General features: G+C 70.6%; 11 protein-coding genes. 1 reads left to right on the top strand and 10 read right to left on the bottom strand.

The genetic code is table 11. The annotated features are described in order from the left end of the window. Position 1: 1 nt before the first annotated feature. The 7 genes from ACWCQ1_RS17255 to ACWCQ1_RS17225 all read right to left on the bottom strand — a co-directional run bounded on the left by ACWCQ1_RS17255 (position 2) and on the right by ACWCQ1_RS17225 (position 7228). Positions 2-430, bottom strand: coding sequence for a hypothetical protein (locus ACWCQ1_RS17255; protein ID WP_133044403.1), 429 nt, complete (start codon positions 428-430; stop codon positions 2-4). Positions 431-434: 4 nt separating this feature from the next. Beyond that, positions 435-821 carry a roadblock/LC7 domain-containing protein gene (locus ACWCQ1_RS17250; RefSeq protein WP_207929805.1) on the bottom strand — a complete coding sequence of 129 codons (387 nt, stop codon included), beginning with the start codon at positions 819-821 and terminating at the stop codon, positions 435-437. Positions 822-888: 67 nt separating this feature from the next. Continuing rightward, positions 889-1713 (bottom strand): MarR family transcriptional regulator, encoded by an 825-nt coding sequence (locus ACWCQ1_RS17245; RefSeq protein ID WP_358594339.1) that lies wholly within the window; start codon positions 1711-1713, stop codon positions 889-891. Positions 1714-2114: 401 nt separating this feature from the next. Next, positions 2115-3557, bottom strand: coding sequence for an AI-2E family transporter (locus tag ACWCQ1_RS17240; protein ID WP_133044401.1), 1443 nt, complete (start codon positions 3555-3557; stop codon positions 2115-2117). 148 nt (positions 3558-3705) lie between these two features. After that, positions 3706-4389 (bottom strand): aggregation-promoting factor C-terminal-like domain-containing protein, encoded by a 684-nt coding sequence (locus tag ACWCQ1_RS17235; RefSeq protein WP_208785572.1) that lies wholly within the window; start codon positions 4387-4389, stop codon positions 3706-3708. Between the two features lie 402 nt (positions 4390-4791). Continuing rightward, the gene (locus tag ACWCQ1_RS17230) at positions 4792-6117 is read right to left on the bottom strand and encodes a PhoH family protein (RefSeq protein ID WP_133044399.1); all 1326 of its coding nucleotides are present in this window, start codon (positions 6115-6117) and stop codon (positions 4792-4794) included. A 337-nt stretch (positions 6118-6454) separates the two neighbouring features. Further along, a complete protein-coding gene (locus tag ACWCQ1_RS17225; protein ID WP_358594344.1) occupies positions 6455-7228 on the bottom strand; it encodes an isoprenyl transferase in 774 nt (257 codons plus the stop codon). 757 nt (positions 7229-7985) lie between these two features. On the opposite strand from ACWCQ1_RS17225, the gene ACWCQ1_RS17220 reads away from it, so the two are divergent. Continuing rightward, positions 7986-9140, top strand: coding sequence for a winged helix DNA-binding domain-containing protein (locus ACWCQ1_RS17220; RefSeq protein WP_358594347.1), 1155 nt, complete (start codon positions 7986-7988; stop codon positions 9138-9140). Between the two features lie 92 nt (positions 9141-9232). On the opposite strand, the gene ACWCQ1_RS17215 is transcribed toward ACWCQ1_RS17220, so the two are convergent. From ACWCQ1_RS17215 to ACWCQ1_RS17205, 3 genes are all read right to left on the bottom strand, one after another. Next, positions 9233-10033 carry a class I SAM-dependent methyltransferase gene (locus tag ACWCQ1_RS17215; RefSeq protein WP_358594350.1) on the bottom strand — a complete coding sequence of 267 codons (801 nt, stop codon included), beginning with the start codon at positions 10031-10033 and terminating at the stop codon, positions 9233-9235. A 287-nt stretch (positions 10034-10320) separates the two neighbouring features. Continuing rightward, on the bottom strand, positions 10321-11214 hold the full coding sequence (locus ACWCQ1_RS17210) for an LLM class flavin-dependent oxidoreductase (protein ID WP_451026821.1): 894 nt from the start codon (positions 11212-11214) through the stop codon (positions 10321-10323). A 55-nt stretch (positions 11215-11269) separates the two neighbouring features. Then, positions 11270-11818: a hypothetical protein gene (locus ACWCQ1_RS17205; protein ID WP_358594356.1), complete on the bottom strand. Its 549-nt coding sequence runs from the start codon at positions 11816-11818 to the stop codon at positions 11270-11272. Between the last annotated feature and the right edge of the window lies 1 nt (position 11819).

The raw sequence follows: 11819 nt of genomic DNA, 5'->3' as shown, positions 1-11819 counted from the left end.
TTCACAGGCTGTAGCTCTGCACCACCCGTCGTACCTGCGCGAACAGCATCCCCACGTTGACGGACTTGCGGCAGACGACGACCGCGACGACGTCCTGCTGCTCGTTCATCCGCACGAACAGGTGGGTGAGGTTCTCGCTGTTGACGAGGATCTCCTGGAAGAAGTGGTTCTCGCTCTGCATCCCGCGTCGTTCCTTGAAGACGTCCTCGATCATCACCACCGTGCGGCCCTGGAACAGGTCGAGGGTGGCGCCCGCGAGCAGGTCCAGGACCTCCGGCGGGTGGTTGTCGACCGTCTCGTACGACAGCAGCATGCCGGTCGACATGTCGACGACGCCCGAGGCCACACAGTCGGGCGCGTCCGTACGGAGAGACTTGACCAGGCCCATCACCTGGTCGGAGAAACCGGGGGTCATACGCTTCGTCGCCATCCCTTCAGACTCCTTCAGCCGTCTTGTTCATGAGGATCGAACCGATCCGGTCGAGCGCCGGCTGGGTCGCCCGGTGCAGCCTGTCGACGTCCAGGCCCTCGTCGCCGAGGACGACCATCAGGGCCGTGTCGCCGACGGCGTAGAAGGCGGCACAGCCGTGGCTGCCGTAGGTAACCGTCCGGCGCAGGGTGCCCCGGGCGGTCGCCTGGGCGGTGCGCCGGGCGAGGCCGAGACCGGCCGCGGCGAGCGCGGCGAGTCCCTCCGGGTCGATCGAGTCGGCGGTGTCGGCGGCGATGAGCAGCCCGTCGGACGCCGCGACCGCGGTATCGGTGATGCCGGTCACCTGCTCCCGCAGGCCGCGCATCTCGTGCGCCAGGGCTTCGTGATCCATGTAATCAACTCCTCCTTACTGCTGGGCATGTGTTCATCCGGGGCTTCCGTTCATCTCGGGCTTCCGTTCATCTCGGGCTTCCGTTCCTGAGGCGGAAGAAGCCGCCCGGGCGGCGGCGGGGCAGGTCGACGGGCGAGGGCTGCTCGGGCGGGGGCGGGGCGGGCGGCGGGGGTGTGCGGTGCCGCAGGCCCTCGGGGGGTGTGTGGACCGGGATCGGGGTGGGCGCCGGCGCGCACTCCAGTAGTCCCTCGGCGAGCATGCGGGCCACCTCCACGGTGACGGTGTAGACCCCGCGCCCGGTCCGGAAGGCGAGGTCGCGGGAGGTACGGCGGCCATCGGCATGGGTGAGCAGATCCCACCGCAGCTCACTGAACGGGCCGTCCGACTCCCTCACGGGCCGGGGGCGTTCGCGGTCCGGGTGGACGGGGTGGGGCATAGCGGCGAGCGCGGCGAGCTTGCGGGAGGCGTCCTGCAGCAACCGGGAGGGCGGCTCGCCGACGGCGACCGGGGCGGGCGGTTCGAGGCCGGGGGCGGCGTGCTCGCAGTCCTCCACCCGGCCCGCGACGATCGCGAACGCGGCGTCCCGCAGGGCCATCGTGCACACCACCCTGAGCTGGGCGGCCCCGGCGAACCCGTGCGCGATCAGCCCCGTGCCCGGCCAGCGCGCTCCCCCGGCCTCCCGCACCAGCGCGGCCCACTGCTCCCCGCTCACCCGCCCCGAGCGCAGCAGCAGCGCCTCAGCGCCGGGTGCCCCCGGCGACTCGACGGAGACGACGAGACCGCCGCGCAGATGGAACACCCCGCCCGGTGTCCCGGCCACCCGCAGCTCCCCCGTGAGCCCCTCCCGTCCGCATGCGGCCAGGGACCGCGCCAGCAGCTCGTAGCCCGACATCACGCCCCTCGCCCTGCCGCAGGTCGCACATACGCCTGACGCGTAGCGCTGAGGGGGGAATGTGTATCAGTCCGCGCGCATATTCCGGCCGGAGATTTCCGACCTGTCCCCGGATGGCGGAAGTTGAGCCCGGGGGCCGCGCAAATAGCTTTGTTCGGCGCGCATTTGATCGAACACCGGGGGTGTTTCGAACGCCGGTCGCGGCGCCTCAGAAGCGTGCCGAACGGCCTCTCCGGTGTCGGCGGACAGGTTGGTCGGCACCCGGGCGGGGCCCGACGGGAGCAGCGACGCACAGGGTTTCTTGGCGCAGGAGGACGGAAACAGCGGCGCACAGGGATTCTTGGCGCAGGAGGACGGGAGCACCGCCGTCCCGGACGGGCGCGGCCCCGCTCACTCCCCGCTCACTCCTGCCGGGCGGAGTCCCCTGTGTCGCCCTCGGCGGCACCCGGGGCCGCCCCCACGGACTCTCCCTCGGTCCGAACCGCCGCGTCCTCGATCACCGGCCCGGCATCGGCGGGTTCACCGGCGTCAGTACCGGCGGCCGCCTGGCGCTCCGCGTCGTACGCCCGCAGATAACCCACCACCGTGTTCGTCACCGCCACCAGTGGTACGGCGACCACCGCGCCGCCGATGCCCGCCACCATGCCGCCCGCGGCGACCGTGAGGACCACCGCGAGGGGGTGGACGCGGACCGCGCGGCCGAGGATGAAGGGCTGCAGGATGTGGCCCTCGATCTGCTGGACCGCGAGGACCACGACCAGCGTCATCACCGCGGTGAACACGCCCTGGGTGACCAGTGCGACGACCACCGCGAGCGCGCCGGAGGCCACCGCGCCGACTAGCGGGATGAAGGAGAACAGGAAGATGAACACGGCCAGCGGCACGGCCATGGGGACGTCGAGGAAGTAGATGCCGATGCCGATGAAGATGGCGTCGATGAGGGCCACCAGGACCGTGCCGCGGACGTAGGCGGTCAGCGTCCGCCAGGCACGCGGGCCGGCGCCGGCGACCGCGGGCCGGGCCGCCGCGGGGACCAGCTTCAGGGACCACTCCCAGATGCGCCGGCCGTCGTAGAGCAGGAACAGCGTCGAGAAGAACGTCAGCAGGATGCCGGTGAGCGCCTCCACGACGACCTGGACGCCCTCCAGACCGAAGGAGGTGATCTGGTCGGTGTTGGCGCCGACCGCCTCCCGCAGGTTCTTGGCGATCTGGTTGATCTGCTTGTCGGTGACGTGGAAGGGGCTCTTCAGCAGCCAGTTGCGCAGATCGTCGATGCCGTTCTGGATCTGGTCGGAGAGGTTGTCGATGTTCTCCATGACCTGCCAGGTCACGAACCAGCCCAGCAGTCCCAGGATCACGAAGCCGAAGATCGCGGTGAGGGCGGTGGCGGGCCCGCGCGGGACGCCGTGCCGCTTCAGGCGGGCCACCGTCGGCTGCAGCAGCGCGGTGATGAGCAGCGCGATGACGAAGGCGAAGACGACGAGTTGTACGGCGCTGATGACCCGCATCAGCACCCAGACGGTGCCCGCGAGCACCAGCAGCCGCCAGCCCGCCTCGGCGGCCACCCGGACACCCCAGGGCACGGCCTGGGCGGGGTCGGGGCGGGCGGGGGCCGGGTGGACCTCGATGACGTGGTCGACGTGATCGACGTGATCGACGTGGTCGTTCCGGTCGCCGGCGCGTGCGGGCTGTTTCTCGGTGCGGACGGGCCGGGCGGACCTGCGGGGCGGGGGGCCGACCTCGGCCTCCTCCCGCTCCACCTCGGCGCGGCGCTCGTCCAGCCGCTCGCTCACCTCGGTGAGACCGGCGCCGAGCCGGCCGAGCCACCCTGGCACTCGCGACATGATCCGTCCTCTTCCCCCGCGTACCCGGGTGCTGGCCACCACTCCCCCCTGGAGTCGTTCGCGTCCGACCGTACAGGGCGACAGCCCCTCCCCCTAGGACGGGGAGGGGCTGTCGAAGGTTGAGAGCGGGGCGCGGGACCCCGACGGCTCAGTACCAGTGGTTGGCTTCCCAGAAGGACTGCGCCGCGCACGGGCTGCCGTAGCGGCTGTTCATGTAGTTCAGGCCCCACTTGATCTGCGTGGCCGGGTTGGTCTGCCAGTCGGAGCCCGCCGAGGAGTACTTCGAGGCGGGCAGGGCCTGGAAGAGACCGTAGGCACCGGAGGAGGCGTTGATCGCGTGGTAGTTCCAGCTGGACTCGTGGTCCACGATGTAGCTGAAGCACTGGAACTGGCCGGCCGGCACCATCTGCCGGGCCATCGACTGGATCTCGGCGACGCTGTACGAGCTCTGGACCGGGAAGTCGGCGCTGCTGCGGCTCGCGGCGGACTTGGCCTGGGCGCGCTCCTTGGCCTCCTTCGCCGCCTTCTCGGCGGCGGCCTTCTTGGCCACGGCGGTGTCGGCGGCAGCCTTGCGGGCGGCCTCCTCGGCGTCCTTCTTGGCGCTCGCGTCCGCCTGGATGGCCTGGGCGTCGGCCTGCTGCGTCAGGGACGCGGTCTGCACCTGGGCCTGCTGGCCCGCGGGTATGTCCGCGAGCAGCGTGGTGTCGGCTGCCGTCGCCTCGGCGTCGTTGTTCTGCGCGACGCTGCCCGAGGCAACGCCCACGACACTTCCGACGGCGGTGACCGCGGTGGCCGAGGCCACTGCGAATCCCCGGACCGAAATCCGGCTCACACGGTTTCCTTCCAGCATCGCCCGCTTCGGTGACCCTGGCGGACGCAATCGTGCCCCTAGACGCTGGCCTCCCAACTGCGGGGTCACGGGAGGCACGGGCCCGGTGGGCAACTCCCGTGCGGGGAGCGCCGCGTGGTGCTCGGGCGGCATACGACGACCGGTATGGAGTTGACGGGTGGTGCTTCTGTGGCGCCGTACCGCTGGGGGTACAGCTGTGTCGTATGCGGGGCCTGACAGGAGTGAGACTCTGCCGTACGCGGACGCCGGGTGGCAATTCCGAGTTGCGTGTGAAAGCTCACATCCGGTTTGGCCCTGGGGATTTCGCGAAACCACCACACGTGAAAGCGCCGCCCCACTAGGCTCACAGCCTTTGCGGGACGGCGCCAACTGGTGCGCGATCGGTCAGATTTGCCCGTCTTCCAGCATTTCGGTCACCAGGGCGGCGATCTGGGACCTCTCGGACCTCGTCAGGGTCACATGGGCGAAGAGCGGGTGCCCCTTCAGCTTCTCGACGACGGCGACGACACCGTCGTAGCGGCCTACGCGCAGATTGTCCCGCTGTGCCACGTCATGGGTGAGAACCACCCGTGAATTGGCGCCGATCCGGGAGAGAACGGTCAGCAGGACGTTCCGTTCCAGCGACTGCGCCTCGTCCACGATCACGAACGCGTCGTGCAGCGAACGGCCGCGGATGTGGGTGAGCGGCAGGACCTCGAGCATCCCGCGCGCGGTGACCTCCTCGATGACCTCGCGGCTGGTGACCGCGGACAGCGTGTCGAAGACCGCCTGCGCCCAGGGGCTCATCTTCTCGGCCTCGGAGCCCGGCAGATAGCCCAGCTCCTGCCCGCCCACCGCGTACAGCGGACGGAAGACCATCACCTTCTGGTGCTGGCGGCGCTCCAGGACCGCCTCCAGACCCGCGCACAGCGCGAGCGCCGACTTGCCGGTGCCGGCCCGGCCGCCCATCGAGACGATCCCGACGTCCGGGTCGAGCAGCAGGTCGAGCGCAATCCGCTGCTCGGCACTCCTGCCCTTGATGCCGAAGGCCTCCCGGTCTCCGCGCACCAGGCGGACGTTGCCCTCCGCCGTGACCCGGCCGAGCGCCTTGCCGCGCTCGGAGTGGATGGTCAGGCCGGTGTGCACGGGCAGGTCGGACGCCTCGGGGACGTAGACGTGCCCCTCCTCGAAGAGGATGTCCACCTGCTCGGCGGGCAGGGTCAGCTCGGACATCCCGGTCCAGCCGGAGGAGTCCGTGATGGCGAGTTCCGCGCGGTACTCCTCGGCGAGGAGGCCCACGGAGGACGCCTTGATCCGCAGCGGCAGGTCCTTCGACACGACGGTGACGTCGAACCCCTCGGCCTGCAGATTGCGGGCGACCGCGAGGATGCGGGAGTCGTTGTCCCCCAGGCGGTAGCCGGTCGGCAGAACGCTGGGGTCCGAGTGGTTGAGCTCGACACGGACGGTCCCGCCCAGCTCCCCGATCGGAATGGGGGCGTCGAGGCGGCCGTACTTCACCCGGAACTCGTCGAGCAGACGCAGGGCCTGCCGGGCGAAGTAACCGAGTTCGGGATGGTGCCGCTTCGCCTCCAGCTCCGTGACCACCACGATGGGGAGCACGACCTCGTGCTCGTCGAAGCGGCTCAGGGCGTTCGGGTCGGCCAGCAGGACGCTGGTGTCGAGAACATAGGTGCGCCGGTCTGGCTTGTGGCGCTTTGTGCTGGTCACCACGGAAGGACGTACCCCCTCGGATGAGGTCGGGGAGCGACGGAGTGGAGCTGGACCGGTCGACGGCCGCGATGCACGGGCCGAGAACCGGCCCTCCGCCTTGTCTTCCGTGCTGGAACCGCACGGTCGGGCTGGTGCAAAGGGCCTCCCGGGCGGACGGCCCCGTGCCGCCCGCTGAGATCCGACACCCGTGGTTCGGGCATCGACCTGACTGGCTTATGCCCTCGAACATGCGTCACCATGCCGACACGAATGACGGCGCTCCGGTGAACTCATTGTTACTTCCACCCCAAAAAGGGGTAGACGCCCCGATCGGTACGGCAGCCGCCGTAACGGTACGTCAGCCGCCGTAACGCCTGTGTCGCGCCGCGTAGTCACGCAGGGCGCGCAGGAAGTCGACCTTGCGGAAGGCCGGCCAGAAGACCTCGCAGAAGTAGTACTCCGAGTGAGCGGTCTGCCACAGCATGAAACCGGACAACCGCTGCTCGCCGCTGGTGCGGATGACCAGGTCGGGATCGGGCTGGTCGCCGGTGTAGAGATGGCGCCCGATCATGTCGACGTCCACGGCCTCGGCCAGGTCCTCCATCGCGGTGCCCTTGTCGTGGGCGTCCAGGAGCATGGAGCGCACCGCGTCGGCGATCTCCTGGCGGCCGCCGTAGCCGATGGCGACGTTGACGAGTATCCCGTCGACGCCGGCGGTGGCCTCCTCGGCCTCCTTCAGGGTGGTCTGCATCCGGGGCGGGAGCAGGTCGAGGGTGCCGACGTGGTGCACCCGCCAGCGGCCGTCCGTCGCGAGCGTCCGTACGACGTCCTCGATGATCCCGAGCAGCGGGCCGAGCTCCTCCTGCGGACGGTCGAAGTTGTCCGTCGACAGCAGCCAGAGGGTGACGACCTCGACGTCCGTCTCCGTGCACCAGCCGAGGAACTCCTCGATCTTCTCCGCGCCGGCCCGGTGACCGTGCACGGTCGTGGAGCCGGCCGCCTTCGCCCAGCGGCGGTTGCCGTCCATGATGACGCCGATGTGCTTGGGCACCTGAGCGTGGTCCAGGTGGCCTTCCACCCGGCGTGCGTACAGCCTGACCAACAGGCCGCGCAGCTTGTCGCGCAGGTTCACGTGATCGTCAGCCCCTCCGTACCGATGCGGTCCCCGCGGCCCGCAGCCTACCGGTGGTTGTAGCAGGCGCCTATTTGAGGGCGCGGCGGGCTGTTGGCGCCGCCGACGGGATCCCTCTTGGGGAGTACCCCGTGTGGACACGAAAACCGGGTGGGTCTGTGCACGACGACCGGGCGGGTGCGGGCACAAAAAACGGGCCGGTCCGTGGGGGGGAGACGGACCGGCCCGAGGGGGGGTTTCCACCATAACCCTTCGTAAGTGATGCTGCGTGCATCGGCGTGCCACAACTACTCTCCGGAATCGAACGGCGACGCCCGGGTGGTCGCCGCGAGGGGGTTCCGGAGGGGTTTCATGGCCGGATCACTGCGGTTTCCCAGGGAGAACGCGGAGATGTGAAGGAAAGCGGAAGACTGTGCGGCGTTTGGCTGATCGGTGTCGGCATCGCCCGGGTGGGTGACCCGGGCCGCGAACGTCCGCTTGACGCCGGAGCGGGTCGCGCCGCCGGGAAAACGGCACCGCGCAGCCCCCTCCTCTGCGCGGTGCCGCCCGCGCAGCTTTGCTCACGCGAATTACCTTGGTCTGAACTTACGTGACACGTGGGGCTGAATACCACTCGCGGTCATAACAATGCGGAAACCGCGATCCGGGATGGATCTGGGACCCCGCGGCGGATCTGGACAGATGTCAGACAGATCTCGGGCACGCCAGGGCCGCATCTAGGACAGAAACCGTCCTAGTCAGCCCCTACGGTCGGCCCATGACCCTCAGGATCAGCTGGAACGAGGCGAGCGCACGACGACTGGAGCGGCAGTTCCTGGCCAACCCTGCCGAGCGGGGCACTCCGGTCTCCGACATCGTCGCCGCGATGCTCGGCGCGCATGCGCAGGTGCTGTCCGCCGCCGAGCTGTCGGTGGGGGTGAGGGCGACGGGGGTGACACGGGACGAGGTGCGCGGCGCGCTGTGGGAAGAACACGCGCTCGTGAAGACGTACGGCCCGAGGGGCACCGTCCATCTGCTGCCGGCCGCCGAACTCCCCCTGTGGAGCTCGGCGTTGCCCGCGGTGCCCTCTGCGGCGAGTCCGCCCGCGCCGGACGTGCGAGTGAGCGAGGAACAGGCGGAGCGGATCCTCGCCGCGATCTCCGACGCGCTCGACGGGGCGTGTCTGACCCTGGACGAACTGGGCGAGGAGGTCGTCGCCCGCACCGGCCCCTGGGCCGGCGACCGGGTCATGCCCGCCTTCCAGGACCTCTGGCCGCGCTGGCGCCAGGTCATGCACCGGGCCGGCCAGTCCGGCGCGCTGTGCTTCGCCCCGGACCGCGGCCGCAGGGCGACCTTCACCCGCCCGGCCCAGTTCACCGCGCTCCCGGCGGACGAGGCCCTGGGTGAGCTGGTACGACGCTATCTGCGCGCGTACGGCCCCGCGACCCCGCGGACCTTCGCGAAGTGGCTGGCGGCGAAGCCGGGTTGGGCCGCCGAACTGTTCGGCAGGCTCGCCGAGGCGGGCGCGATCGAGGAGGTCGTCTTCGAGGGCACCGGGGACTGGTGGATCGCGGCCGGCGACACGGAGTTCCCCGAGGAGCGGGTGCGCGGGGTCCGGCTTCTGCCCTACTTCGACGCGTACGGCATCGCGGCGCAACCCCGGGAGTCACTGTTCCCGGGGGACGCCTACCGGAGGGCCCTGGCGGGCGGGCAGGCCGGCAACTACCCCGTGCTGTTGGTCGACGGGGTGGTGGCGGGCGTCTGGCACCAGCGGCGCCGAGGCCGCCGTACGACGGTGACGGTGGAGCCGCTCGGGCGGCTGACGGGGCGGCAGGAGCGGGAGTTGGGCGAGCGGGTGGACCGGGTGGGTGAAGTGCTGGGGACGGCGGTGGAATTGGTGGTGGGGGAGGTGGGGGTGGGGCCGCATGCGTAGGTGTTGCGGACCGTTGCCTTGCGAACCATTGCCCCTTTGGTTGGTACATGGTTGGTTTCGCTGGTACATGGTTGGTATATGGCCCGCGTGGGTCAGCGGATGGGCTTGCGGGCCTCGATGAGGTGTCGGGTGCTGTGGGCGACGAAGGGGCCCTCGGACTCGATCCGCTCGTGCAGGGCGCGGAGTTGGGGCTCGTAGGCCTCGGCGGTGAAGCCCGGGACCATCCAGATGACCTTGCGCAGGAAGTGGACGACGGCCGCGATGTCGTGGAACTCGATCCGCAGCCGCTCGGCACGCAGGTCGACGATCTCCAGGCCGGCGGCCTCGGCGCCGGCGCGTTCGCGGTCGGGGTGGCGGTCGCTGACGGATGCCTCCGGCTGGGGGCCGAGGAAGTGCTCGACCAGCTCGAAGACGCTGCGTGGGCCGACGTGCTGGGCGAAGTACGTGCCGCCGGGCTGCAGGACCCGGGCGATCTCCGTCCAGTGCGGGGTGACGGGGTGCCGGCTGCTGACGAGGTCGAAGGCACCGTCCGCGAAGGGCAGCGGCGCGTCCTCGGGGGCGGCGACGACAGCGGTTCCGCGCGGGCGCAGCAGCTCGGTGGCCTTGGCGACGTTGGGCGGCCAGCCCTCGGTGGCGACGGTGAGCACGGGGATCTTCGGGGCCCGCCCGAGGGCGAAGTCCAGGACCTCCCCGCCCCCGGTCTGGACGTCGAGTGCGGCGGAGGCCCGCGCGAGACGTTCGGCGAGCGAGACGGCGTAGCCCCACGAGGGCCGCTGCTCGGTGGCCCGCCCCTCGAACCAGGAGAAGTCCCATCCGTCGGTGGGCACGGCGACGCCTTCGGCGAGGAGGTCGTCGAAAGTGCGAGGTTCACTGGTTCGGTGTTGAGGGGCCATGGGTTGATCCTGGCAAGGAGTTGCTGGTCGGCGCCGCTGGTTTTTTCGGGGGCTGGAGCTTGTCGGGGGGGCTGGAGCTTTTCGAGGGCCGGAGCTTTTCGAGGGCCGGAGCTTTTCGGGGGTGCTTGAGCAGGGCGCCGAAGACGACGAGCGGCCCGCCGACAGGGTCCCCCCGCCGGGCTCACGGATCGGCGATGAGCCCACCCACGCCAGACCCTGACTCCCCCTGTGCCCGACGGCGACGACCTGCCCACCACGGTCCACGACGACGGCACGCACGGGCCGACTCAGGGGACGAGCGGCCTTACCTCTGTCGCCGCGAATCGTACGAAGCCCTCCGGGTCGGGCTCGTCGCCGGTCGGTTGGAGGATCACCGTGTCGGCGCCGGCCTCCGCGAGCCGTTGAACGGCCTTGGCGACGGCGCCGGCGTCTCCGGCGACACCGAGGTCGGGGACGTTCTCGACGCCCTCGTCGACGAGTGCGGCGCGCAGACGGGCGGCGGCGTCGACGCCGGTGGCGGCGAGGAGGAAGACGACGACTTCGTGCGGTGCGTCGGCGCCCGCGCCGGCGTCGGTGCGGCCGCTCGACTCCCTTCCCTCGTCGATGAGTTGCCGGGCCCGTCGTACCCCATCCGCGGTGGTGGAGGCGGTCAGGATGGTGCCGTCGGCGGCCTCGCCGGTCAGCCGCAGCGTACGGGGCCCGGTGGCGCCGGCGAGGACGGGCACGGGTTCGGCGGGCGGCCAGTCGAGAGCGACGTCGTCGAGACGGACGTACCGCCCGCTGGTCGTCAGCCGCTCCCCGCGCAACAGGGCGCGCAACGCGACGAGGTGCTCGCGCAGCAACGTCACCGGCGACTCCACCCGCGCGCCGACCTGGCCCATCCAGTCCTGCACGCCGTGACCGACGCCGAGGATGGCGCGGCCGGGGAACATACGGTGCAGCGCGGCGGCCTCCATGGCGGTGACGGCGACGTTCCGCAACGGGACGGGCAGCAGCCCGACCCCGATCCGCACCCGCTCGGTCCAGGCGAGGGCGGCAGCGGCGGTAGAGATCCCGCCCTCCCTGAAACAGTCCTCCCACAACCACAACTGCTCCAGCCCACACTCATCCGCAACACGAGCAACACTCCGAAGCCGCTCGGGGGGAAGCTGGGGACGGAACACAGCGCCTAGTCCGGTCATGGTGGCGTTCCTACCCCGGGGACGGCCCCGAGCAACGACTTTACGAACCCCACGGTCAGGGTTGACGTAGTACGTAGAGGCGACGCGGGCCCGGTACGGCGATCACCGCGGCGAAGCGGGGATCACCTGCGAACCAGATCTCCCGGACCTGCGCCTTGCGTTCGGGCCTGGCCCGTTTCCCGAGGCGGCCTCCCCACCACACGGACCGCACATGAGAATGCATGGCCATCGTCACCCGTTCGTCCGGCGCCTCCGGATGGGGGAACCTCAGCCAGGCGTACCCGGCTCGAACGCCTGGTGTGTTGCCGACGCCGCTCTCCGGCGTGTGGAACGTCTGCCATGGGTACCGCCGAAGCAGGCGCCGCGCACGCAACGCCCCCCTCCAATAGGCCACCTGGAGAAACGTCCGGTAGAACGCGTACGCCATGGGTGCGAAGAAGAGCCACAACGTCCAGGCGGCGGACATGCTCACGTACCACGCCAGCAGGCCCGTCCACGCAACCGGCCAGAGGATCTGGCCGAGGACCGCACACGTGAGGAGCTTCGCCCAGGCACGGCGGGTGGCCGCGTCGTCCCAGGCCGAGCGATGGTGCGTAGGGGCCATT

The sequence above is a fragment of the Streptomyces sp. NPDC002144 genome, from assembly GCF_053593695.1.
This window is presented reverse-complemented; position numbering and strand designations above follow the sequence as displayed.

Excerpts from the sequence above, each read along its gene's own strand:
- ACWCQ1_RS17255 (WP_133044403.1), bottom strand. The coding sequence starts at position 430 with ATGGCGACGAAGCGTATGACCCCCGGTTTCTCCGACCAGGTGATGGGC.
- ACWCQ1_RS17250 (WP_207929805.1), bottom strand. The coding sequence starts at position 821 with ATGGATCACGAAGCCCTGGCGCACGAGATGCGCGGCCTGCGGGAGCAG.
- ACWCQ1_RS17245 (WP_358594339.1), bottom strand. The coding sequence starts at position 1,713 with ATGTCGGGCTACGAGCTGCTGGCGCGGTCCCTGGCCGCATGCGGACGG.
- ACWCQ1_RS17240 (WP_133044401.1), bottom strand. The coding sequence starts at position 3,557 with ATGTCGCGAGTGCCAGGGTGGCTCGGCCGGCTCGGCGCCGGTCTCACC.
- ACWCQ1_RS17220 (WP_358594347.1), top strand. The coding sequence starts at position 7,986 with ATGACCCTCAGGATCAGCTGGAACGAGGCGAGCGCACGACGACTGGAG.
- ACWCQ1_RS17215 (WP_358594350.1), bottom strand. The coding sequence starts at position 10,033 with ATGGCCCCTCAACACCGAACCAGTGAACCTCGCACTTTCGACGACCTC.
- ACWCQ1_RS17210 (WP_451026821.1), bottom strand. The coding sequence starts at position 11,214 with ATGACCGGACTAGGCGCTGTGTTCCGTCCCCAGCTTCCCCCCGAGCGG.
- ACWCQ1_RS17205 (WP_358594356.1), bottom strand. The coding sequence starts at position 11,818 with ATGGCCCCTACGCACCATCGCTCGGCCTGGGACGACGCGGCCACCCGC.